The following is a 23,728-nucleotide window of genomic DNA, read 5'->3' on the forward strand; positions in this document are numbered from 1 at the left end:
TTTTATTTAAGATTTTTCCTATTTAAACTAAAAACACCATTTTGGTTTTTGACTATTCCATTTAATTCAAGAATTGCTATTTCTCCAGAAATCTTAGATATTGAAAAATCATTATTTGAGTTTGTATGAAGCATGATTGCGTGTATATTGTCAATGTTTGCGCATATTTTTTTGCTCTTACACTCTTGAATTGCTTTCAATACAATTTTTTGAAAATCATTACATGTATCTGGAATAATATTGTTATTGCTTAAAGAGTGTGGCAAATAATGGTGGGAATTAGGATAGATACTATCTATATCATTTTGTGAACATATCATCATAGCTTTTCCATCGTGAATAAGCATATTGCATCCAGCATTACTCGGTGATGTTACATCTCCTGGAACAGAATAAATCTCGCGATTTAAGCTATTCGCCCAGTTTGCTGTGTTTAAAGCTCCAGATCGTAATCGTGCTTGAGATACTATTACCTTGCTAGCAATAGCCGCAATAAGGCGATTTCTTAGTAAGAATCTACGTGCAACAGGAGTAGTGTCTGGACATAGTTCACTAATGCATGCTCCGCCGCTAGAAAGAATAGCATCAAAAAGTTGAGCATTGCTTGAAGGTCCCATTTTGTTCAAACCTCCAGCAAAAACAACAATTGTTTTGCCAACAGGATTAACATTTGCTACATGAGAGTCTAAAGCATCCAAGGTTCCCCAATGAGCTGCAGCGTCAATACCATAAGCTCCGCCAGAAATAACTGTGTGCCCCTTTTTAGCGCACGATTTAGCGAATGTAAAGCTAAGCTCGTATCCGTAGTCATTGCAACCTCTAGAGCCAACAATCGCAAGTGGCTGATTACATTGAATAAGCGCGTTGGGATCTCCAATTCCCCACAAACACAATGGGGGAGCTACTTGGCATTGGGTTGCTAAATCTTGTAGCTGTTTTGGCCAATATTTACTGTTTGGTGAAATAATCCATTGCGTTCCGTTAGAACTAAACCATCTTTTAAGTTGATTTGAATCCCAAGAAGGCAATTGTTTTAGTCTTAAACACCATTTTTTAATGGATCTGTGTAATATATCAAAATTGTTAATAGCAATTTTATTGTCAGCATTATTGCTTCCCCATATTTTAAGACCTTTCAGAAAATATTCTTCTAAAACAGAAACTTTTGAGTGATTTTTTATAATGTTAAGAATTTTTCCATTATTTTCTAAATCATCTAAATTCGATTTAGTCTGGTTTTCTAAAGATCCGTCTATGTAAAAATCATCTTGACAGCAGCCATTTTGCAGATTTAATTCTAGCTGCTTGTTTTTTGTTTTACCAATAGATTCACTTATAGATTCGCAAATAAGGTGAAGTGCTTCCACAATACTGCCAGTGTTTACTGACCCTATTACAAGTGTGTACATTATTGCATCTGCGCCATCAATACAAAATGTGAGTATTGCGCGCGATAAAGTATCGTTATCTATTCTGTAAGTATTGTTGTTGCCATTTATGCTATTAATATTGTTCATATTCTGGTCCTTAAACTAATTGCCTGAGCCATGTCAGTTAAATCTGGAGAAGTGTGCCCATAAAGATCAGCTAAAGTCCATGCAAGCCTTAAAGCTCGATCTGCTCCGCGTAAACTCAACTTGTGGTTTTCAAGTGATTTATTAATCAACTCAATAGCGTATTTAGATGTGTATTTTCTAAGCCATGTTCCAGACGCTTGAGCGTTACAACTCCATCCGAGTTTTCTAAAACGATTTTGAGCAACCAGCCTTGCGTTTTTTACGTTTTCTCGCATCATTGCACTAGTTAGAATTTTTTCTGACATTTGACTAGATCCATGTTCTGATTGCGCTTTTGAAGTAATAATTTTTTCTACAGGTGGAACATCCATTTGAATATCAATCCTGTCTAGAATTGGTCCAGAAAGTCTAGAAAAATAACGTATTCGTTCCTTCTCTTTGCATGTGCATCGTTCGCCATTGCCATAGGCGTATCCGCATGGGCATGGATTTGCTGCGATAACAAGTTGGAATTTAGCAGGATATAATGTTGTTCCTTTAGATCTTGAAACAGCTATATGACCAGATTCCAATGGTTCTCTAAGAGTTTGCAAAACTCTTGGTGAGAATTCTGGAGCTTCATCCATAAACAAAACTCCACAATGTGCACGAGTTATTATTCCAGGCTTGGCTAGACCTGCGCCTCCTCCTATAAGAGATGCTGCAGAAGATGTATGATGAGGTGCCTCAAAAGGCGGAACATCTGTTATTCCATAGTATGGTAGTGTTCCGCAAAGTGACCTAATAGATGCCACTTCAAGCTGTTCTTGTTCGTTTAGTGGGCACATGATGCTTGGCATTCTAGATGCCAGCATAGTTTTACCAGATCCTGGAGGTCCAATCATCATAACGTGGTGTCCGCCAGCTGCAGCTACTTGCAATGCCCACTTTGTGTGTTCTTGCCCTAATACTTCCGACATATCACCGATTTCTCCTAGCGGATTGGCGCTTTTTATTGGATCAACATTATCCGTATTATTCATGTTTGAAGTCGTATTATCGTTAAGTGCTGATTTGGAATAGAGTCTTGTATTATCGATTTCTTTAATATGAAGATGATCATAAGGGTTAATTGCTTTTAATGCTCGTTCTCTGTTCTTTTCGGCAATCGGTCTAGCCTTGTTTTCTAATTTCCCGTTTAGTTCGTCTACCAAATCTAAAATGTGTTTAATCCCAATTACTTCAATTCCATTTATCAGCTTGGCTTCTGAAAGATTTTCGTAGGGAATAATCATTTTTGTAATATTTTTTTGCTTGGCATATAAACAAATTGGTAGCATGCCTTGAATTGGTAGAACTGACCCATCTAAGTTAAGTTCTCCTAAAATAATCGTATTTTCTAGCTCGTTAAGTGGAATAATTCCTCTAGCACTAAGTATGCTTGCTGCAATTGCAAGATCGTAAGATGCTCCACTTTTTGGCATAGACGCAGGTGAAAGATTCACTGTTAACCTTGTTTCTGGCCATTCGCAGCGTAAAGACGTATATGCTGATTTAACTCGTTCTCTCGCCTCGCTTAAAGAGGTGTCAGGAAGACCAATAATAGAGAATCCTGGCAATCCACTAGATATGAATGCCTGCAATTGTATTGTAAAGGCTTTCAAACCCAGTAATCCTACAGATAATGCGTTTCCAATAACCATTAGAATGCTCCTAAAATGTGACGTAGTTGAATATTTTTATCTTTTGAAATTAGTATTGATACAACGTCGAATCGTATTTTTCTGTGTTTAAAAAAGTTGTGCTCGTCTAACCACTTAAATCCAGCTTTATGTGTTTTTAAGCATTTTTCGTTTGTTACTGCTTCTAGTGGAGTTCCAAATCTTACGCTTCGTCTCGTTTTTACTTCTATGAATACAATTCTTCCAAACGGATCCATCATCACAACATCAAGCTCTCCAAAACGACTATGCCAATTTCTGTCTAATAGAATCCAATTTTTAAGAATTAGTTTTAGAGATGCGTATTCTTCTCCAAGATTTCCTATTGTTTTATTAGGGATTGAAAAATCGCATAGTTCTACTTCAATTTCTGCTATGCGATTTAAAATTTCTTCTTTTAATCCCACGCCATCCGTGCAATATTCGTTTTGCTTATATGTCATATTGCTATTTCATCAACACTAAAAACGAATTACCAGATTTTTCAATCAATGTGGTTAAAGGATGTTTTTGGCGTGTTGCGTTGGTTTTAAAGGGAAATTAGCACATAAATATAATTCATATTTTTTTTTTATTATGCGTTAATTGTGATTATTTTTAAATCTTTTTCATCTTTTATAAAGAATCGCCTACAGTATTAATGAAAACTATATAAATATATGCAATACTTGAATTATGCAAATTAGACCAGGTTCTATGTATCCGCTTGGAGCTACCTACGACGGTGCAGGCGTGAACTTCGCATTGTTCTCTGAGGTGGCAAAGCATGTTGAGCTATGCTTGTTCGATGAGCAAGACAATGAGACTCGCATCGATATGACCGAGCAGAATTCTTACGTTTGGCATACTTACATATCTGGAATACAGCCAGGGCAGAGATACGGTTATCGTGTGCATGGACCGTATGATCCAAATCATGGATTATGGTGTAATCCAAACAAACTTCTTTTGGACCCTTATGCAAAGGCAATAGAAGGCAATATTGACGGTGACGAAAGCCTATTTTCGTATTGGTTTGCTAATCCAGATGATTTAGCCGCAATGAACACTTTGGATTCTGCAGATCACACTATGAAAGCAGCTGTTATTAACCCATATTTTGATTGGGGTAACGACCAGCATCCAATGATTCCGTACCACGATAGCGTGATTTACGAGGCTCATGTTAGAGGAATGACGAATTTAAATCGTAATGTTCCTCCAGAAATTCGTGGAACATACGCAGGTTTAGCTCATCCAAGTGTAATATCTTACTTAAAAAAGCTTGGTATTACTGCTATTGAGCTTATGCCTATCCACCAGTTTGTAAATGATTCTTTCTTGCAAAATAAGGGATTAAGCAATTATTGGGGATATAACACCATTGGATTCTTTGCTCCTCAGAATTCGTACTCGAGTTCTGGACAACGTGGCGAGCAAGTTAACGAATTCAAGGCAATGGTTAAGGCGTACCATGCTGCAGGAATGGAAGTTATTCTAGACGTTGTTTACAACCATACCGCTGAAGGAAACGATAGAGGTCCAACCTTAAGCTTCCGCGGAATCGACAATCGCGCATACTATCGTCTTGTAGATAACGATCAGAGACATTACTTCGATACTACTGGTACTGGAAATTCGCTTCTTATGCGTTCTCCTAAAGCATTGCGACTAATCACAGACAGCTTGCGCTATTGGGTAACTGAAATGCACGTAGACGGATTCCGATTTGACTTGGCGGCAACGCTTGCTCGTCAATTCCAAGAAGTAGATAAGCTTTCTGCATTCTTCGACATTATTGAGCAAGACCCTATTATTTCTAGCGTAAAACTTATTGCAGAGCCTTGGGATATTGGCGTAGGAGGATATCAAGTTGGAGGATTCCCTCCAAGTTGGTCCGAGTGGAATGGTCGCTACCGCGATTGCGTACGCGATTTTTGGCGCTCGCAGCCTTCGACTTTGCCTGAATTTGCAAGCCGACTTATGGGAAGCTCCGATTTATATGAGCAAAATGGACGTAAGCCTGTAGCTTCTGTAAACTTTATTACCGCTCACGATGGTTTTACTATGAACGATTTGGTGAGCTATAACGAAAAGCATAATGAAGCGAATAAAGAAGGTAATAACGACGGTGCTAACGATAATCGTTCGTGGAATTGTGGAGTAGAAGGTCCTACTAATATTCACGATGTTAACGAACTTCGTCAACGTCAAATGCGAAACCTGTTCTCAACTTTGTTGATGAGCCAGGGCATTCCTATGATTTGCGCTGGTGACGAGATTATGCGTACTCAAAATGGAAACAACAACGCATATTGCCAAGATAATGCTATTTCTTGGATTAATTGGGATTTTAATTCCACACAAAAAGATATGTTTGATTTTGTTTCTAAGCTTATTCATTTAAGACTAGATCATCCTGTTCTTCACAGGCGTAGATTCTTTACTGGTCGAGAACCAGGGGATGATGTTTCAGAGATTCCACAAGTAGAATGGTTTGATCATACTGGTTCTGTTATGGATATGGAGGCATGGAGTAATACTCATGCTCTTTCGGTAATGATTTATTTGAATGGTTCAGATATTCCAGAAACCGATTGGTATGGAAGCAGAATGGTAGATAATGACTTCCTTCTTATTTTCAATGCGCATTATGAGCCTATAACATTTACTTTGCCAGATAAGAATTATGGTGAAAAGTGGACTCTTGTTGTGGACACTCATAATCCAAAAGGACCGCAATTGCATTATGAATCAGGATTCAATATTGTTGCTCAATCGCGAAGTTTCCTTCTGCTTATGAGTGAAAATCAAGAAGAAAATAATCTAGCATAAAAATATTCATATATAAAACTAATTGAGGCTTAGATTCTAAAAACTAGATTCTAAGCCTCAACTTTTTTATTGATTAACCTATATCATATTGAATATTGTTTTTAGAATGTTCATTTATTTTAATTTGCAAACGGTCGCTTTGCATTGCAGCGACCTGTCTTGAAAATACTATTATCCATCCTAAAAAGAGTAAACAAGATAATGCTTCTACATTAGTTAATGTGTTATGACCCTGCACCCATTGATTTCCAACCCATGCGGTAAGGACTACTGCTAAATCTGAAGCTACGTAGAATGTTTTAGAAAGTCTAGGAGCAAGCCAAGGAAGGCAAATAAGCATAGTGCAAATAAGACCAGTAACACCTCTTGCACATAAATCATGTATAACTGGGTGAGGAGTGTATCTAAATGTTCCTATGCCAATAAACGCAATTCCCCCCAAAATTAGTAATGTAGCCATAATGGTGGTTCTAGTTTTAAAGTGTTTTGTAATATTAGTGTCTTTATGTTGCAAAATTTCTTTCTGAGTGGCAACGAACTCTGTTATAGCAAAGTAGCTTGTAATAATAATGCATATTCCAGATAAAATCAGCGTAGCATTAAACATGCTTGCAGCAAATGTTGTTTTATCTCCTAGTTGAGAGAAGTTATTGTTGTACCAATACGGGTCGTCGGATGTCAATCCAGCTGTTGCTGCACCAGAAATCACAAATAGTGGTAGCAGTGATGCAACGGTTTTCGCCTCTAAGAGTTCCGCTTGAACCAGAGTTGCGTATCCAACAATTCCACTTAAAGCACAACAAAGTACAGGAAGATAACTGTTTACTGCGCTTCTTCCAATAATGCTATTGATTATAGAAAGCAGAGCGAAAGACATAAGCAGCATTGTTGCGCCATAAATCGTAGATAATGCGATTATTTCAAAAGCATGTTTTGCAATTTGTAGCCAATTCTTTTTAAGTATTTCTTTGTGTGTTCTTAAATATCCGACTACAAAAGTACACATGCTGCAAATAGCCACTATTCCAGATGCTACCGTAAATAATCGTTGCGTAACTTGCCAAATCGCTGGCATAGTTTTCATGTATACAGACATTACGACTATGCTGAATATTGCACAAGCTAAAAAAGCTATTAATCCAGCCGCTGCTGCACGCTGAAAACGCCCCATGCTAACCTCTAAAATCTATCGCCTATTTTCAATGCTATTTATATTCTATCGCGCGTGTTGCAAATTTGCGTTTGTCTGCGATGTGCGCTATTGTAGTTGATTGTGCTTGGAGCTGGTAGTCAGCTTGGAACCCTCGGGGTGTAGCGCAGTTTGGTAGCGCGCCTGCTTTGGGAGCAGGATGTCGCAGGTTCGAATCCTGTCACCCCGACTTTTTTGTATTTGCTTGTATTTACTTGTTTTTGTGTAATTTTTAATTAAACTGTGTACGTAGTTGTGTACTTATATAAATGTGTTTATACAAAATTGCGTATTTGCATTTTCAACACTTACTATACAAAAAAGTACTCTATGTGTATTCTTGAAAAGGTGAGTTTTTGATGCATTATTTGCGTTAGATTCTTACATTGTGATTATAAATATTTGACTCGGGAGCCGTTTTTGGCTGAGAGGAAGCGAAAGCTTCGACCGATTGAACGTGTGCTAAGTAATGTTAGCAACGGATGTCGCTCTTTCCCCGTGCCCAAATCTTTCAATATTGAAGAAAGGCACTTATTATGACTAATGTTTCAATTGAACATTCTAATCGCTGGCGTATTCTTGATATCGTCATAGCTGCTATTATCGCTGTTGCATCTGGCGTATTATTCTGGGCTTGGGATATTGTGTGCGCAGCTCCTACTAATCTTTTTGCAAGCCTATTGCCTGGTGCTGAAGGTTTATCTAATGGTTTTTGGCTTTTTGCTGGACCTTTAGCTGCAATAATCGTGCGTAAGCCTGGTGCTGCATTGTTTGCTGAAACTCTTGCTGCTTTTGTGGAACTTATGTTAGGAAATCAATGGGGTGTTGGCGGATCGTTAATCGTCGGCATTATTCAAGGTGTTGGCGCTGAACTTGCATTCATTTTCTTTATGTATAAAACATGGAATTTGCTTTCCACTGCAATATCTGGATCGTTAGCAGGCGTAGCTTGCTTTATTTATAATTGGGTTAGCGGCGGTCAAGGCTGGAGTACTCAGTATATTGTTGCAAATCTAATTACTTCTATTATTTCTGGTTTTATTGTTGCAGGCGTTGTAGTGTGGTTTGTTCAAAAAGCATTAGCTGCAACGGGCGTGCTTGATCGTTTTGAATCAGGACGTCCTCAAGCATTAGTGTGAGTTATATCTAAATACTCATTGCAACTTGTAAACTATCGTGTTTTGTGTAAAAAGTACAAAACACGATAGTTTACTCGTATGATGCTTATATTTTATATTTGTTTTACTTTATATTTTTGAAATTGTGTTATGCAATTTTTATATTTTAGATTTTGCTATGCAATGAAAATTTTGCTATGCAATGAAAGTTTGTTTGTATGCAATTTGTGAATAAAACTGAATGGACTCCAGCTAGCGTAGTTGCTAAAAACTGGGGTTGGAGACACGCTACTCGCAAAGATTTTGTGTTGAGGAATGTAAATATTGATATTAATCCTGGTGAGCATGTGTTGCTTTTAGGTGCTTCTGGCGCTGGAAAAAGCACATTTATGGCTGGTTTAGCAGGTGTTTTAGGCGATGAAACAGAAGGCATGGAAGAAGGTAGCCTTCTAATCGGTGGTGTTCATGCTAGGGATGCTCGCGGAAAAGTTGGACTTGTTATGCAAGATCCAGATTCTCAAATCATTCTTGAAAGAGTAGGTGACGATGTAGCTTTTGGAAGTGAGAATCTTGGAGTTGATAGCGAAGAGACTTGGAATCGCGTAAAGCTTTCGCTAGAAGCTGTTGGTTTAGACAATATTACTCAAGGAAGTCAGGGTCTTAGACGCTCAACACAATCTTTATCTGGAGGCCAAAGGCAACGTCTTGCTTTAGCAGGAGTGCTTGCAATGCATCCTGGATTGCTGCTTTTAGATGAGCCTACAGCTAATCTTGATCCTGAAGGTGTTCAGCAAGTGCATGATGCTGTAGCGAATATTCTTAAAAAAACAGGTTCTACAATGATTGTAGTTGAACATCATATTGATGTGTGGCTGGATTTGATTGATAGAGTTATTGTTATTGGAAAAGATGAAAATAATAATGATTCAAATGTAGGATGTGTTATTGCAGACGGTAAGCCTGAGGATGTTTTTGAAAAATATGGCGATATGCTTGCAAAAGGTGGTGCTTGGGTTCCAGGAAGAACAGTTAAATCTTTTGCTCCTAAACATTGCGATGACGAGATCAAAGACGAAATAAAAGACGAGATCAAAGATACGGAAGAATCTGTTGCGCTCTATACTAATGATTGCTCTTTTGGAAGAACTCTGCCACTAGCTGAACATGTTAATGTAGCTTTTCGTTTTGGCGAAGTAACGGCTTTAATGGGACCTAATGGTGCTGGTAAAACTACGCTAGCGTTAACGCTTGCAGGCTTGTTAAAACCAATTGCCGGCAGTGTGTGCATGATGGAAAAGTATGTGCCAAAACGACGTAAAAATAATCTTTTTACTTGGAAAAGTCAAGAATTATTAGGGCGAGTTGGCATGGTGTTTCAGGAGCCAGAACATCAATTCATAACATCTTCTGTAAGAGATGAAGTTGCTGTAGGGCCTAAAAAGCAAGGAAAAAACGAAAAGGAATCTTACGATATTGCCGATAGCATGCTTGAACGTATGGATTTGAAGCGTTTTGCTCTTGCTAATCCTTACACATTATCTGGAGGAGAAAAACGTAGACTTTCTGTAGCTACGCTTTTAGCTGCTGCTCCGCGTGTTGTTATTATGGATGAGCCTACTTTTGGACAAGATTTTAAAACTTGGACAGCAATGGTAAAACTTATTGCGCAAATCCGCGATAGTGGCTCAGCGGTGATTATGGTTACTCACGATGATGAGCTTGTAAAGTCTTTAGATGCCAGAGTAATAAGAGTTGAGTACGAAAAAATCGTAGAGTCCGCTCATAACTATAGCGAAGGGAATGAGTAGAAGTGAATAAAACTAGTAGTGCAGAAGAATCGTCTAGTATTAAAGTTAAAGACTTTGAAAGTTTATTAAAAGTTTCGCATATTGATGTAACAGCGTCTTCTAAACGTTTAGAAAGTGAACGACTAGTTTCGCCTTCTTGGTTTATTCGTAAGCTTAATCCAATAAGTCGTTTTATTGGAGCGTTATTACTTTGCTTGCCTATGTTCGTTACATTAGATATTGTTTCTGCTTCTATTGCATTTGGTTTAGATATACTGTTATTTGCAATTGCTGGAGTAACTCCTTGGTATGTTTTACGCCATACTTGGCCAGTTTGGATTGCTGCTTCTGGTAGCTTTATATCTGTGCTTTTATATGGCCAAAGTTCTGGAGATGATATATTTAAGTTTGGCTGGATGCATATAAGCCAAGGATCATTGTATTTGGCAATTTGTACGTTTGTTCGTGTTGCATCTGTAGCAGTTCCAGGCGTTATATTAGCCATTGGATTAGATCCAACTGATTTAGCAGACGGCTTAGTGCAGATTTTGCATTTTTCTCCACGATTTGTGTACGGAGCATTAGCTGGATTGAGAATGTTTAGTCTATTGCAAAATGATTGGCGTGCTTTTGGTTTAGCTCGCAGGTCTCGTGGTATATCGGATGGTAAAGCGTTACAGCGCATGCTTTCGCAATCTTTTGGTTTGCTCGTGTTATCTATTCGCAGAGGTACGAAACTTGCTACAGCTATGGAAGCTAGGGCTTTTGGAAGTAGTATTAAACGTGTTCCAGCACGAAAATCGAAGTTAACAGCATACGATTGGATATTTTATGTAATTTGCATTGCTGTTCCTGCTATTGCTTTATATGCTTCAATACAAACAGGATATTGGCATAATGCGTTTATTCATATGTAAAGCATTGTGAAAATTACAATGCGTACATATTTATAGATAGTATTCATAATATGAGCGAAATAATGAATCCTTATAATCATGATGATGTTTGGCAAGCTCCATCGTGCAATATGCCTTTGAATGCAACAGTGAATATTCCTGGAAGCAAATCATTGTCTAATCGTTATTTGATTTTAGCAGCTCTTGGTAAAAAACCAGTTGTTCTAAAGGGATTGTTGCGGTCAAGAGATACGGAACTTATGATTAACGCGCTAAGCGTATTTGGAGTTAAATGCGATTCGCTAAGCTGCGATGGTACAACAATTTGCGTTATTCCGCCCAAAAATGGCGTTTTTAGTGTAGATGATTGTGCGGTTGTTAATTGCGGCTTAGCTGGAACGGTTATGCGTTTTGTAACGGCTTTAGCGCTGTTTGCAAATAATTGTGTGAAATTTGATGGAGATGAGCAAGCATATGCTCGTCCAATGAAGCCTGTTCTAGATGGATTGGAACAATTGGGCGCAAAAATCGTATATCACGGAAAAGTTGGATTCTTACCATTTAGCGTTATTCCGCCTAAAAATCTTGAATCATATGGTATAAATGACGCGCAAAATTCTTGCAATAATCGCGTTATTCGTATCGACTCTTCGTCATCGTCTCAATTTATATCTGCACTTCTGCTAATTGCATCTCGTGTTCCAGGAGGGCTACAAATCGAGCATATTGGAAGCAAATTGCCTAGTATGCCGCATATTCAAATGACAATGGAAGATGTGCGCAAAGCTGGCGGAGTGGTAGATATGCCAGAAAGTGGAGTATGGCGTGTTAAAGAGCATGATTTGACTTTGCCGCATGAAGTTGTTGTAGAGCCAGATCTTTCTAACGCGGCGCCTTTTATTGGAGCAGCGTTGATTGCTGGCGGATGCGTTAAAATCCCTAATTGGCCTCTTAAAACGACTCAGCCTGGGGGGTTGTTGCCTGGGATTCTTGAGCAAATGGGCGCAAAAATTGTTTTTGAGCATTCTAGATCAGATTCTTCAACATTGTGCGTAACTGGTAGCGGAAAAATTCATGCCATTAAGTCGCTTGATTTGGCTGCTGCTGGCGAGGTTGCGCCAAGTATTGCTGCGATTCTTGCGTTTGCAGACAGTGTAAGCGAGTTACGCGGTATTGCGCATCTAAGAGGCCACGAAACAAACCGCTTGAGTGCAATAGTTACGGAACTAAATCGCGTTGGAATAGGCGCAGAAGAGCTAGATGATGGAATTCGTATTATTCCTAGCAAAAATATGCATGGGGAAGTGATAGAGACTTATGCGGATCATCGCATGGCAACTTTTGCATCAATGTTAGGGCTTCGTATATCTAATATAAGCGTAAAAAATATTGCCACTACGCGCAAAACGCTTCCTGATTTTCCAACAATGTGGAATAACATGCTTAAAGAGTGAGCCTAAATAGTGAGCTTAAATAATATGCTTAAATAACAAATAATCCCGAGTTTTTTTAACCCGGGATTATTTATGTGTTACGTTTTTACGTTACGTTGTTTTACACTACGATTTAGCGTTCAAACTTGTTGCCGTAAGAATCGACTCCATCTTCTGCAATTTGTGCAGACTTTCGAGCGATTGCCAACTCTTCGTTAGTTGGGATTACAGCAATAATCACAGAGCTATCTGGAGTGGAAATAATGCGTGGCTCCTTAGAACGAACCAAGTTCTTCTCTTCATCGAGCTTAACGCCGAATGGAGCAAGCTTTTCGCACACAAGAGCGCGAACAATCTCGTCGTTTTCGCCAACGCCAGCGGTGAATGTGATTACGTCCACGCCGCCCATTTGAGCAGTGTAGTTGCCAATATAGCCAACAATGCGGTGAACGTACACGCCGAGAGCAAGCTTAGCGTCTTCGTCGCCTTCTGCAATTAGCTTGTGAATGTCTCGCAAATCGCCGTGGCCAGTCATACCCATCATGCCAGAACGCTTGTTGAAGAGCGTATCAAGCTCGTCTACGTTCATGTGAGCGTTGCGAATAAGGTGGAACACTACAGCTGGGTCAATATCTCCAGTGCGGCCGCCCATCATTAAACCTTCGAGAGGCGTTAAGCCCATAGAAGTTTCAACTGGCTTGCCAGAAATCTGAGCGGAAGCAGAAGCGCCATTGCCAATGTGCAAAACAATCTGCTTTAAGCCTTCTGCAGGCTTTCCAACAACGCTTGGAACTACAGAGCCAATGTATTCGTGGGAAGTGCCGTGAGCGCCATAGCGACGAATGTGGTACTGGTTTGCAATATCTTTGTTTAATGCGTAAGTTGCAGCAACTTGTGGCAAATCGTGGAAGAACGAAGAATCGAACACCATAATTTGTGGAACATCTGGCAAAAGTTCAGTCATGACTTCAGCGCCAACAGCCTCAGGACCGTTGTGAAGTGGAGCCAAAACAGCCAAATCCTTCACCTTATTAATGGTCTTTTTGTTTACTAATGCAGGCTTAGGGAATGTTAAGCCACCCTGAACAACGCGGTGTCCAACAGCTACGATTCCAGACTTGGAAAGATTTGGACCATATTCCTCGAAGAAGCCGAGTACGCGCTTTAAGCCTTGCTCGTGATCATGCACTGGCTCGTCAAACTCATGCTTTTCGCCATTGAATACGTGCTTGTAGTGTCCGTCAACTGGCTCGCCAATTTTTTCTACAATACCAGATGCAATACCTTCGCCGCTTTCCAAATCGACGAGCTGGTATTTAATCGAACTAGAACCAGAATTGATAACAAGAACGGTTTTTGCCATGAGGGAATCCTCCATAAAGTGTTGATAAGGCTAGTAAATTGCCACGTTTAAGTGTACAGGTAAGTTCCTACAATGAGTAGGTTTTATTAGTCAGAATCTCTGCAGGAACTTACCTATTTATTAAATTTGTTATTTATTGTTAGAATTGTGCTTCCAATGCTGTAAGAGCAACAGTGTTAATAATATCTTGAACCAACGCTCCTCTAGACAAGTCGTTAACAGGCTTGTTTAATCCTTGTAGGATTGGTCCAACAGCTAAAGCGCCGCTAGAACGCTGAACAGCTTTATATCCAATGTTTCCAGCGCATAAATCTGGGAACACAAACACATTTACGTGACCTGCTACATCATTTCCTTTAGCTTTGGACGCAGCAACAGTTTCAGACCATGCAGCGTCAAATTGAATAGATCCAACAACTTTCAAATCTGGGTCTTTTTCTTTTACAAGCCTTGTAGCTTCCTCAACTAAATCAACGTCTGGGCCTTTTCCAGATCCAAGAGTGGAGTAAGATAGCATTCCAACTTTAGGATCTAATCCGAAAGCTTTAGCGGTTTGTGCAGATTGAAGAGCAATGTTAGCCAATTGTTCAGCGTCTGGGTTCAGATTAATAGCACAATCAGCAAATACTGCTACATGATCCTTAAAGCACATAATGAATGCGCCAGAAACAAGCTTAGATCCAGGCTTAGTTTTAATAACTTGAAGAGCAGGGCGCACAGTATTTGCTGTTGAGTTAACAGAGCCAGAAACAAGTCCGTCTGCTAATCCAAGTACTACTAGCATTGTGCCAAAGTAGCTTGCGTCTTTAAGCTGTTCTCTAGCTTGCTCTTCGGTCATGCCTTTCTTTGCGCGCAATTCGCAAAGCTTGCTAATCATTTTGCTAAGAACCTCTTCGTCGCTCATAGATTGGAAGCTTGCTTTGCTAAGAGACTTTAATCCAAGCTCTTGTCCTCTTGCAAGAATAGATTCGCGTTCTCCAACAATAATAATGTTTACAATGTCTCGTTCTAGCAAATAGTCAGCTGCTTTTAGAATGCGGTCTTCTTCTCCTTCTGGAAGCACAATTGTTTTCTTATTTGCTTTAGCTTTTCCAAGCAAGCTGTATTGGAAGGCGTACGGGGTAGTAGGTGCATTAAATGGCTGTTTCAAAGCGCTAATAATCTCTTCATCTGCTACATAATCGTTGAATTTATCTGATTCTGATTCTGATTCGCTTATAGAAGGCAAAGTCCAAAGTGGAGTGCCATTATTGTTTTGAGCGTAGTTTTCTTTTACTTCTTTTGCTAAGTCTTCTTTGCAATCAGTTACAAATACGCCTAATACTTTTGTGTATTCTTTGCTAACGCTTGCACATTGTGCTTCGATTGTTTGCAAGATTTGCTTGCTATCTCTACCTTCTGCGCAAATGCTTAGGAACACTGGAGAAGCTAAGTCGGCTGCCACACTTGCATCAAATCGGAATAAATCTGGATCAAATACAGAAGTAGAATCGCTTGCTACAATAACGCATCCTTGAGCGTTCGTCACGCTAATCAGCTCGTTGAAGTGAGCTACAATGTCTCCTCTTAGTGTGTCTTTGTTTTTACGAACTGCGCATGGGCATGCTGCGATCACTTGTTCTAGAGTCGGTTTTGTATTGCTTGATGCTATTAATTCGCTTGTAAACGCGTCATCATGCTTTGCGGATGGTCTAAAAACAGTTGTTGGATAATGACTTGAAAGAGCTTTTGTAACTCCTAGTGCTACGACATTGCGACTTTGTGCGCAATCTGCGCTGATAATAGTTACGTTAACTAACGACACGACTTTTCTCCTTTGATGCGTCTGTGTTTATTCTATTTTGCATTGCATTTTCGTTTTACTATTCTTCGTATTTCAACGTTGAAAAATTTACATATCAAACGAAGAATCCTCTAGTTATTCTAGAGCTATTTGCGGAACAACAAGCTGATTTTTTAATTTTTTGCATATTTTTTATTAATTTTTTAGGGAGCCAACCTTTCGATTGACTCCCTAAAAATCAACTAAGCAATTTTAGCATTGATAGCTTAAAACTACTCGTTATCGCCAGCGGTTGCAGCGGTAGCGGTGACAGCGCCTGGCTTGTCGGTCTTAACGCCTGGCCATACCCAATCGGTGTAGTCTGGGTGATCAAGACCCTTGTCGACTGCATACTGGAAGGCTTCGAGGCGGAAGTCCTCGAGCTTCTTGATTTCGTCGGCATACTTAGCAGCGTCAACCATGCGCAATGCTTCAGCAGTAAGCTCGTAACGATCCATGTCGTTCACGCGAACCATATCGTATGGCGTGGTGGTGGAGCCCTGCTCCTTGTAGCCATGAACGTTGAAGTTGTCGTGGTTTGGACGATCGTAAATCAAGCCGCGAACGTCATGTGCGTAGGAGTGATAAGCGAAGAGGACTGGCTTGTCAGCAGTGAAGAGATCAGTGAACTCTTCGTCAGTCAAAGCTTCGTTGTTTTCCTTAGCGGACTGCAACTTGAGCAAGTCAACAACGTTAACAACCTTGAACTTAACGCCAAGCTTGTTCAACTTGTCGGCAGCTGCCATCAATTCCTGCTGTGGAACATCACCAACACCAGCGAGAACAACCTGAACTTCGTCATTGTTCTTAGCGTTGGAAGCCCACTTCCACTCAGCAGCACCCTTCTCGAGCTCTTCGCGAGCTTCGTCGAGAGTCAACCAAGTAGCAGCTGGCTGCTTACCAGCGAAGATGGCGTTAATCATGTTGGTGGACTTGTAAGCCTTTTCAGCAACAGCAAGCAACATGTTGGAATCTACTGGGAAGTAGATGCCGATTACGTGATCGTTGTTGAAGGTCTTGTTCAAGAGCACGGAGGTTACGCCTGGATCCTGGTGCGAGAAGCCGTTGTGATCCTGACGCCATACGTGAGAGGATACCAACAAGTTCACAGAGGAGATTGGCTTACGCCATGGGATCTCACGAACGGTAGCCTCAAGCCACTTTGCGTGCTGGTTCAACATGGAATCGATGACGTGTACGAAGGACTCATAAGAGCTCCAGATGCCGTGACGACCAGTGAGCAAGTAGCCCTCGAGGAAGCCTTCCATCTGGTGCTCGGAAAGCTGTTCGGTGACCTGGCCGGTAACAGCCATGTGCTCATCGACTAAGCCAGAAAGGTAGCCAGCATCCCACTGCTTGTTGGTTACTTCGTAAGCAGCCTGCAAACGGTTGGAAGCGGTCTCATCTGGGCCGAAGATACGGAAGGAATCTGGGTTGTTCTTGATGATGTCGCGAGTGTAAACGCCAAGACGACGGGTAGCTTCGAGCTGACCCCAGCCGTGACCGAATTCCTTAACTTCCTTGACTTCGTAATCCTCAAGCTTTGGAAGCTTCAAATCTTCACGAATACGACCACCGTTGGCGTTTGGATTTTCACCAATACGGAGTTCGCCCTTTGGCATGAAGGAAAGAACGTCTTCCTTAACAGCACCCTTTTCGTCGAAGAGCTCTTCAGGCTTGTAGGACTTCATCCAGTTCTTCAAAACCTCGAAGTGAGCTTCGGTATCGCGAGCAGATGCCAGTGGCACCTGGTGTGCACGCCAAGAGCCTTCGGTCTTCTTGCCGTCGATGAACTTCGGGCAGGTCCAACCCTTTGGAGTGCGGAAGATGATCATTGGGTAGTAAGGACGAGTTACATCGTTAGTCTGAGCTTCAGCCTTAATATCGCAAATCTCATCGAAGATGGTTTCGAACATGTCAGCGAAGCGACGGTGGATGGAAAGATGATCCTCATCGTCGAAGCCAGCAACGAACTCGTATGGTTCGTAACCCATGCCGTGGAAGAACTCATGAAGCTCTTCGTCAGAAATACGGGAAAGAATAGTTGGGTTAGCAATCTTATAACCGTTCAAGTGCAAGATTGGAAGCACGATACCGTCGGTACGTGGGTTCACAAGCTTGTTGGACTGCCAACCAGTGGCCAAAGGACCAGTTTCAGCTTCGCCATCGCCGACGATTGCTGGAACGAACAAGCTTGGGTTGTTCATAACAGCGCCGTAAGCGTGAGAAAGTGCATAACCAAGCTCACCACCTTCGTGGATGGAACCTGGGGTTTCAGGAGCGAAGTGAGAAGGAATACCGCCTGGGTAAGAGAACTGACGGAAGAACTTCTGTAAGCCAGCTTCGTCCTTAGTGATCTTTGGATAATATTCAGTGTATGTGCCGTCGAGGTAGGACTGAGCAGTACCAGCTGGGCCGCCGTGGCCTGGACCCATGATGATTACAGTATTCTGCTGGTGATCAGCGATAAAGCGGTTGATGTGTCCAATAAGGAAGTTAAGGCCTGGAGTAGTGCCCCAGTGACCTACCAGACGATGCTTAACATCTTCGCGAGTAAATGGCTCCTTCATTAGAGGGTTGCTGCGAAGATAAATCTGACCGATTGCGAGATAGTTTGCTACGCGCCAATACTTGTCTACGCCTTCGATGGCCGCCTCAGAAACTGGAGCATTTAGCTTCTTCCAAGGGGTGCCAATAACAGGACTCGTCATGTGTACTCCTGTACTCAAGCACTTTTCAGTGCAATTTTAATCATTACCATTTGGTTATAGAGGCTGAAAAACGAATGTATTAGCCTCTTTTTCCATCATTCTCAGTATAGTAACAGCTTTTGACTTTTGTGCGTTTGATTACTCACTACGTGCGATTTTGTTGAAAAAATGTGTTAAAGTGTTCGCAAAAATCTTCTTAAAATTATCATTTATGTTATGTTTTATGTTCACTTTATTGTTATATAAAGCTTGATTGGTTTTAAAACTAGATAAGTCACGGCGTTTCGAAGCGCTGCAACGTCGCAAAGCGCCATTAGTATAAAATGAATCAGCCTTAAATATCACCTTTAAAACATTTGCAAAAAATAAAGTGATAAATAAGGAATATATAAGAAGCGTGTAAATAAGGAGAATCATGGCAAAAGGTCCGGTACTTGTAGTTGACTTCGGTGCCCAATATGCCCAGCTAATCGCTAGAAGAGTGAGGGAAGCAAACGTTTATTCGGAGCTTGTTCCACACTCTATGCCTGTAGAAGAAATGCTGGCAAAAGATCCAAAAGCCATAATTCTCTCTGGCGGGCCTGCTTCCGTTTATGAACCAGGAGCGCCAAAAATTGACACAAAGATTTTTGAAGCAGGAGTTCCAGTGCTCGGAATTTGCTACGGATTCCAAGTTATGGCTCATGAGCTTGGCGGAGTCGTAGACAAAGCCGCATTGGGTGAGTATGGAAAAACGCATGCAACTATTGATGAAGCAGAAGGATTGCTTGCTAATTCTCCATTAGATCAAAATACTTGGATGAGTCACGGAGTGGCAGTTAAGAGCGTGCCAGAAGGATTTGAGGTGCTTGCTCACACTCAAGGTGCTCCAGTTGCAGCTATGCAAGATAAAAGTCGCAAGCTTTACGGAGTGCAATGGCATCCAGAAGTCAAGCATACGCCTTTAGGTCAAAAGCTGATTTCCACATTTTTGCACGAGTGCGCAGGATTGGAAAATGATTGGAATCCTTCGAATATTATAGAAGATCAGGTTGCAAAGATTCGCGCTGAAGTTGGAGATGCACAAGTTATTTGCGGACTTTCTGGAGGAGTAGATTCCGCAGTTGCAGCAGCACTGGTACATAAAGCAATCGGAGATCAGCTCACTTGCGTTTTTGTAGACCATGGCCTTCTCCGTAAAGGCGAAGTTGAGCAAGTGAAGCACGATTTTGTTGAGGCCACTGGAATCAAGCTTATTGCAGTGGATGCAGAAGATGACTTTTTAGATGCGCTTAAAGGCGTGAGTGAGCCAGAGCGCAAGCGCAAGATTATTGGCGAAAAGTTTATTCGCACATTTGAAAAAGCGCAACGTCAAGTTATTGAAGAAGCTGGAAAATCTGGAGCAGAAGTTAAGTTCCTTGTACAAGGCACACTTTACCCAGATGTTGTGGAATCTGGTGGCGGAGACGGTGCTGCAAACATTAAGTCGCATCACAATGTTGGCGGCTTGCCAAAGGACTTAAAGTTTAAGCTTATTGAGCCTTTACGCACTTTGTTTAAGGATGAAGTTCGCGCAATTGGTACGGAGCTTGGGCTTCCAGACGCTATTGTGTGGCGCCAGCCGTTCCCAGGCCCAGGATTGGGAATTCGCATTGTTGGCGAGATTACTCGCGAGCGTTTAGCTGTTCTTAGAGAAGCAGATGCGATTGCGCGCGAAGAGCTTTCGGCAGCTGGATTAGATCGCGATATTTGGCAATGCCCAGTTGTTCTTTTGGCAGATGTTCACTCTGTTGGAGTTCAAGGAGACGAGCGCACATATGGATCTCCAATTGTGCTTCGACCAGTAAGTTCTGAGGATGCTATGACTGCTGATTGGTCGCGAGTTCCTTACGATGTATTGGCAAAGATTTCTACTCGAATCACAAACGAATGTCGCCAGATTAATCGCGTTGTGTTAGACGTTACATCTAAGCCGCCTGCCACAATCGAGTGGGAATAGATGGTTCTAATATAGTGAGGTAGAATCTAGCTCTAAAAAGAATAAAGTAAGAACAAAGCAAAGCCGCAATTCTTGCAGGAAGGAACAATGATGATCCACGGCATAGAAGTATTTACGAGCTTCAATAAAAAGGCGCTTGTAAAGTTAAAGTTTGTGTTGGCAAGAGTTGCGGCTATAACATCTTGCGTCGCTATGATTTTGGCTGGAGCAGTAGTCGCAAGCAGCCCAGCGATTGCAGATGAGGGTGCAAAATCATCTCAAAAAACTACACAAAAAGGTGTAATCGTAACAGCGTTCCAACAAAATTGGAGAAGTATAGCTAAGGAATGCAAAAAAACGTACGGCCCAGAAGGCGTAAAGTACGTACAAGTATCACCTCCGCAAGATCATATTAAAGGTGACCAATGGTGGACAAGCTATCAACCTGTAAGCTATAAGCTAAATTCAAAACTTGGCACAGAAGACGAGTTTAAAAAGATGATTACAACGTGCAAAGCTTCGGGTGTTGGAATTATTGCAGATGCGGTAATAAACCACACAACTGGTTTTGCAAACAAAGACGCTGTTGGTATTGGTGGAAGCAAGTATGATGCTGCAAATCAGTCGTTCCCAGATGCAGGATATACAAAAGACGATTTTCATAAGTCAACAGAAAATATCAACACGTATCGAAAAGCAGAAATCGTTTGGACGCATCGACTTGTTGGACTGTTGGATTTAGACACTTCTAATCCTCATGTGCAAAAAACTTTGGGAGAGTACTTTGCGCATATGTTAAAGCTTGGAGTGGCTGGGTTTAGAGTTGATGCTGCAAAACACATGTCTCCGCAAGATGTAAAGGGCATAAAAGATGCAGCTGCAGAGGCTGCTGGAACAACGCCAGATAAGATTTGGTGGATGCAAGAAACAATAGGGTTTTCTGAGCAAGACCCTAGAATTCAGCCAGACCAATATTTGCAAACTGGTGAAGTGAATGAATTTGAGTACTCTTATAGGCTTAGAAACTATTTTTATGGGTCTATTGAGAATCTTAAACATATCACAGATAAGTTAATTCCAAGCAAAAAAGCTGCGATTTTCGTTACAAATTGGGATACTGAGCGAGATAATGCAAGCAGAGTTTTGACGTATAAAGATGGTAAAAAATACGAGCTTGCAAACGCGTTTATGTTGGCGTATCCATATGGAACTCCAAATGTGTTTTCTGGTTATGAGTTTACAAAACGAGATGAGGGAGCACCTGGAGCTACGCAAACTTCAATTCCTGATGTGAGTTGTGCAAAGGATTCTAAGTGGCAATGCACGCAAAGGCTAACTTCGATTCGCGGAATGATTGGGTTCTACAACGCCGTTAGGGGCACTAAGGTTACTAATTGGCAAGATGATGACGATAATAACGTTGCATTTAGCCGAGGAAACAAGGGTTTTCTTGCGATTAATAATACGGAAGAGCCGCAAAAAGTGAGTTATAAGACTGACTTGCCAGATGGTGAATATTGCAATGTTTATGAGTCTAAAGATTGTACTAAAACTGTGAGCGTTAGTGGCGGAAAAGTAAAGACCACTGTTGATGCGGAATCTGCTGTTGCTCTTCATGTTAATGCTGTAAAAAGTCTTGGAAATGCTAGAGCTAGAAACGTTACAATATTTATTTGCGTGTTTGTTGCGTCAATTTGTACGTTTGTTGTTAATAGAAGATTTGTTGAAAAATCGAAGAAGCTTGCCAAAGGCAATAGTGATGGTGTTAAAACAGGTGAGACTAAAGGTAAGTGATTCTGGAATAAATCTTTAGGTGAGCTTTAGTTGAGCTTTAAGTGATTCTGAAATAAATCAATAGCCTAAAACAGGTTGACTCTGTTAAAACGTTTATTTATAATGATTATTCTGGCTTTATGCCAGTATCTAATTGATAGTTTGATAAATCAAAAGGGGTCGATCGGTTTCGACGGTGATCTGTTCGCCGCGGGGAAGCGTGCCGAGAATGCGAAAGTCCACTCGTAAACGTCCTTTCGCAAAAGAATAAGTGCTAAATCTAATCGCACTGAGTTCGCTCTTGCTGCCTGAGCTTCGCGCCAGGATTAACCAGTGAGCAGCTGCTCCGTTTACCCACTCACGTCTTCGGAGTGGTGCTAAACGTCATTAGAAGACTTGCTTGAATTGCCGAGCTGCAGGGTAGTTCAGGGACTTTTACTGTAGATATGCTCGCCATGAATTGTCTGCGATAACATGGGGGCAGAAAAACTGCCGTACGGCCAGCAGACTACGCACGTAGAAGACTGAGGGTACGGTTTCCGGACCGGGGTTCAATTCCCCGCGACTCCACAAACGCAAAAACGCCACTGCTCACACAGTGGCGTTTTTTGTAGCAAATCCCAATGTTTACAACGCCTTTAGCATAGAACAGTGGGCGTTGTTTACCGCTTGCACACAAGTATGTACGATATGTGATATAGCACATACAACAGACGGAAATAATCAGAGCAAAAGCTCTAGGTATAAGATCTAGAGCTTTTTGATTTTCCTATGCATACTTATTTGCGCCGTATGTTTTGACCTATACCACTTATTTATTTTTATTTTTATCATTAATATCATTGTTTATGTAGTCAACAAAATGTCGTGCTGTAATACGAACAATGTTTTCATCAAAATAAATTTTATTATTTTTAAGCCCATTCAATATGCTTAATTTTTCTCTTAAAATTTTTTCAGCCCGTCTTATTCTTCTAACTTTTTCATCTTGATTATATTGATTAAATTTTTCAATTTGTTCAGAAATTATATCTTGTATGTCTTTTTGTAGTTCTTCATCATCTTTTCTAAATTCTTTGCTTCGTGTTGTTCGTGAATTCGTATTAATTACTGGATGTTTTACGTAATAATCATGAATAATTTTCTTAGATATTTCTACTTCATTAGCCTTATTTGGTAATATCCCTCTGCGTGCATCAATCCATGGCATCTCACTGCGGGCGCGATTTTCTAGTTCTTCAATACTAAAATCAATTAAAGCGTCGCAAACGTTATAGATAGTGAGTAAATTAGAATAAGTAAGATGATTTTTAAGTTCATAAGGTCCTAGAACAATATCTTTACATTCTATAAAAACATCATTAATTCTGTGCATCTTAAATAAATCTAGGCATACTGGACCGTTGCGCCAAGCCTGAAAATTGTTATAGAACAAAGGAGAATTAGTGGATGCTAGGTTATAAGCTTGGCAATAGTAAGAAAGTAATTGTAAGCGATTAATATTCATTTTCCCATAACGTTTTAAAATCGCATATGCTACATGAGAAATAGTAATCATATCTATTCTCCATCGGTGCAGAAAAGACAACAAAATGATTAACGTAAAACCAAATGGAATCCTTTTATAAATCACGTTGAACGAATAATT

Annotated in this window: 16 protein-coding genes, 1 tRNA gene and 1 other RNA gene; 10 read left to right on the forward strand and 8 right to left on the reverse strand. The window is 40.7% G+C overall.

Annotation, left to right across the window (positions count from 1 at the left end; translation table 11 throughout):
• Nucleotides 1-2: 2 nt before the first annotated feature.
• From dprA to GAVG_RS02115, 3 genes are read right to left on the reverse strand one after another with little or no spacing between them, the layout of a single operon-like run.
• Nucleotides 3-1,517: a DNA-processing protein DprA gene (gene dprA, locus GAVG_RS02105; RefSeq protein ID WP_004112510.1), complete on the reverse strand. Its 1,515-nt coding sequence runs from the start codon at nt 1,515-1,517 to the stop codon at nt 3-5.
• Nucleotides 1,514-3,199 carry a YifB family Mg chelatase-like AAA ATPase gene (locus GAVG_RS02110; protein ID WP_004574938.1) on the reverse strand — a complete coding sequence of 562 codons (1,686 nt, stop codon included), beginning with the start codon at nt 3,197-3,199 and terminating at the stop codon, nt 1,514-1,516. Before GAVG_RS02110 ends, dprA begins: the two co-directional genes overlap by 4 nt.
• Nucleotides 3,199-3,660, reverse strand: a complete 462-nt coding sequence (locus GAVG_RS02115; RefSeq protein ID WP_004112513.1) for a YraN family protein — start codon at nt 3,658-3,660, stop codon at nt 3,199-3,201. Before GAVG_RS02115 ends, GAVG_RS02110 begins: the two co-directional genes overlap by 1 nt.
• Nucleotides 3,661-3,892: 232 nt before the next feature.
• On the opposite strand from GAVG_RS02115, the gene glgX reads away from it, so the two are divergent.
• Nucleotides 3,893-6,031 carry a glycogen debranching protein GlgX gene (gene glgX, locus GAVG_RS02120; RefSeq protein WP_004118272.1) on the forward strand — a complete coding sequence of 713 codons (2,139 nt, stop codon included), beginning with the start codon at nt 3,893-3,895 and terminating at the stop codon, nt 6,029-6,031.
• 73 nt (nt 6,032-6,104) lie between these two features.
• Here glgX and GAVG_RS02125 read toward each other — a convergent pair whose 3' ends face one another.
• On the reverse strand, nt 6,105-7,106 hold the full coding sequence (locus tag GAVG_RS02125) for a DUF998 domain-containing protein (protein WP_331709014.1): 1,002 nt from the start codon (nt 7,104-7,106) through the stop codon (nt 6,105-6,107).
• On the opposite strand from GAVG_RS02125, the gene GAVG_RS07560 reads away from it, so the two are divergent.
• The 6 genes from GAVG_RS07560 to aroA all read left to right on the forward strand — a co-directional run bounded on the left by GAVG_RS07560 (nt 7,036) and on the right by aroA (nt 12,475).
• The gene (locus tag GAVG_RS07560; RefSeq protein WP_331709015.1) at nt 7,036-7,191 is read left to right on the forward strand and encodes a hypothetical protein; all 156 of its coding nucleotides are present in this window, start codon (nt 7,036-7,038) and stop codon (nt 7,189-7,191) included. The genes GAVG_RS02125 and GAVG_RS07560 overlap by 71 nt on opposite strands.
• 145 nt (nt 7,192-7,336) lie before the next feature.
• A tRNA-Pro gene (locus GAVG_RS02130) sits at nt 7,337-7,410 on the forward strand.
• A gap of 346 nt (nt 7,411-7,756) precedes the next feature.
• Complete coding sequence (locus GAVG_RS02135; RefSeq protein ID WP_004115544.1) at nt 7,757-8,359, forward strand: ECF transporter S component; 603 nt, start codon at nt 7,757-7,759, stop codon at nt 8,357-8,359.
• A 197-nt stretch (nt 8,360-8,556) separates the two neighbouring features.
• Nucleotides 8,557-10,146, forward strand: coding sequence for an ABC transporter ATP-binding protein (locus tag GAVG_RS02140; RefSeq protein WP_009994801.1), 1,590 nt, complete (start codon nt 8,557-8,559; stop codon nt 10,144-10,146).
• A gap of 2 nt (nt 10,147-10,148) precedes the next feature.
• A complete protein-coding gene (locus GAVG_RS02145; RefSeq protein WP_004112518.1) occupies nt 10,149-11,042 on the forward strand; it encodes an energy-coupling factor transporter transmembrane component T family protein in 894 nt (297 codons plus the stop codon).
• 62 nt (nt 11,043-11,104) lie between these two features.
• Nucleotides 11,105-12,475, forward strand: a complete 1,371-nt coding sequence (aroA, locus tag GAVG_RS02150; protein ID WP_009994802.1) for a 3-phosphoshikimate 1-carboxyvinyltransferase — start codon at nt 11,105-11,107, stop codon at nt 12,473-12,475.
• Nucleotides 12,476-12,587: 112 nt separating this feature from the next.
• Here the strand turns inward: aroA and GAVG_RS02155 are convergent, their stop codons facing one another.
• The 3 genes from GAVG_RS02155 to GAVG_RS02165 form a co-directional block, all read right to left on the reverse strand.
• On the reverse strand, nt 12,588-13,817 hold the full coding sequence (locus tag GAVG_RS02155; RefSeq protein WP_009994803.1) for an acetate/propionate family kinase: 1,230 nt from the start codon (nt 13,815-13,817) through the stop codon (nt 12,588-12,590).
• Nucleotides 13,818-13,956: 139 nt separating this feature from the next.
• Nucleotides 13,957-15,621, reverse strand: a complete 1,665-nt coding sequence (pta, locus tag GAVG_RS02160) for a phosphate acetyltransferase (protein WP_009994804.1) — start codon at nt 15,619-15,621, stop codon at nt 13,957-13,959.
• A 251-nt stretch (nt 15,622-15,872) separates the two neighbouring features.
• The gene (locus GAVG_RS02165; RefSeq protein ID WP_004112522.1) at nt 15,873-18,350 is read right to left on the reverse strand and encodes a phosphoketolase; all 2,478 of its coding nucleotides are present in this window, start codon (nt 18,348-18,350) and stop codon (nt 15,873-15,875) included.
• A 415-nt stretch (nt 18,351-18,765) separates the two neighbouring features.
• Here GAVG_RS02165 and guaA point away from each other — a divergent pair, with 415 nt between their 5' ends.
• The 3 genes from guaA to ssrA all read left to right on the forward strand — a co-directional run bounded on the left by guaA (nt 18,766) and on the right by ssrA (nt 22,653).
• Nucleotides 18,766-20,328 (forward strand): glutamine-hydrolyzing GMP synthase, encoded by a 1,563-nt coding sequence (guaA, locus tag GAVG_RS02170; RefSeq protein WP_013399520.1) that lies wholly within the window; start codon nt 18,766-18,768, stop codon nt 20,326-20,328.
• A gap of 90 nt (nt 20,329-20,418) precedes the next feature.
• The gene (locus GAVG_RS02175) at nt 20,419-22,101 is read left to right on the forward strand and encodes an alpha-amylase (protein ID WP_009994806.1); all 1,683 of its coding nucleotides are present in this window, start codon (nt 20,419-20,421) and stop codon (nt 22,099-22,101) included.
• Between the two features lie 155 nt (nt 22,102-22,256).
• Nucleotides 22,257-22,653: a transfer-messenger RNA gene (gene ssrA / locus GAVG_RS06560) on the forward strand.
• Between the two features lie 238 nt (nt 22,654-22,891).
• On the opposite strand, the gene GAVG_RS02180 is transcribed toward ssrA, so the two are convergent.
• Nucleotides 22,892-23,638, reverse strand: coding sequence for a Panacea domain-containing protein (locus GAVG_RS02180; RefSeq protein WP_004112525.1), 747 nt, complete (start codon nt 23,636-23,638; stop codon nt 22,892-22,894).
• Between the last annotated feature and the right edge of the window lie 90 nt (nt 23,639-23,728).

This window comes from Gardnerella vaginalis ATCC 14018 = JCM 11026 (genome assembly GCF_001042655.1).
In the GTDB taxonomy this organism is placed as follows: Bacteria; Actinomycetota; Actinomycetes; order Actinomycetales; family Bifidobacteriaceae; genus Bifidobacterium; species Bifidobacterium vaginale.

Excerpts from the sequence above, each read along its gene's own strand:
- dprA (WP_004112510.1), bottom strand. The coding sequence starts at position 1,517 with ATGAACAATATTAATAGCATAAATGGCAACAACAATACTTACAGAATA.
- GAVG_RS02110 (WP_004574938.1), bottom strand. The coding sequence starts at position 3,199 with ATGGTTATTGGAAACGCATTATCTGTAGGATTACTGGGTTTGAAAGCC.
- GAVG_RS02115 (WP_004112513.1), bottom strand. The coding sequence starts at position 3,660 with ATGACATATAAGCAAAACGAATATTGCACGGATGGCGTGGGATTAAAA.
- glgX (WP_004118272.1), top strand. The coding sequence starts at position 3,893 with ATGCAAATTAGACCAGGTTCTATGTATCCGCTTGGAGCTACCTACGAC.
- GAVG_RS07560 (WP_331709015.1), top strand. The coding sequence starts at position 7,036 with ATGCTGCAAATAGCCACTATTCCAGATGCTACCGTAAATAATCGTTGC.
- GAVG_RS02125 (WP_331709014.1), bottom strand. The coding sequence starts at position 7,106 with ATGCCAGCGATTTGGCAAGTTACGCAACGATTATTTACGGTAGCATCT.
- GAVG_RS02135 (WP_004115544.1), top strand. The coding sequence starts at position 7,757 with ATGACTAATGTTTCAATTGAACATTCTAATCGCTGGCGTATTCTTGAT.
- GAVG_RS02140 (WP_009994801.1), top strand. The coding sequence starts at position 8,557 with ATGCAATTTGTGAATAAAACTGAATGGACTCCAGCTAGCGTAGTTGCT.
- aroA (WP_009994802.1), top strand. The coding sequence starts at position 11,105 with ATGAATCCTTATAATCATGATGATGTTTGGCAAGCTCCATCGTGCAAT.
- GAVG_RS02155 (WP_009994803.1), bottom strand. The coding sequence starts at position 13,817 with ATGGCAAAAACCGTTCTTGTTATCAATTCTGGTTCTAGTTCGATTAAA.
- GAVG_RS02165 (WP_004112522.1), bottom strand. The coding sequence starts at position 18,350 with ATGACGAGTCCTGTTATTGGCACCCCTTGGAAGAAGCTAAATGCTCCA.
- guaA (WP_013399520.1), top strand. The coding sequence starts at position 18,766 with ATGGCAAAAGGTCCGGTACTTGTAGTTGACTTCGGTGCCCAATATGCC.
- GAVG_RS02175 (WP_009994806.1), top strand. The coding sequence starts at position 20,419 with ATGATCCACGGCATAGAAGTATTTACGAGCTTCAATAAAAAGGCGCTT.
- GAVG_RS02180 (WP_004112525.1), bottom strand. The coding sequence starts at position 23,638 with ATGATTACTATTTCTCATGTAGCATATGCGATTTTAAAACGTTATGGG.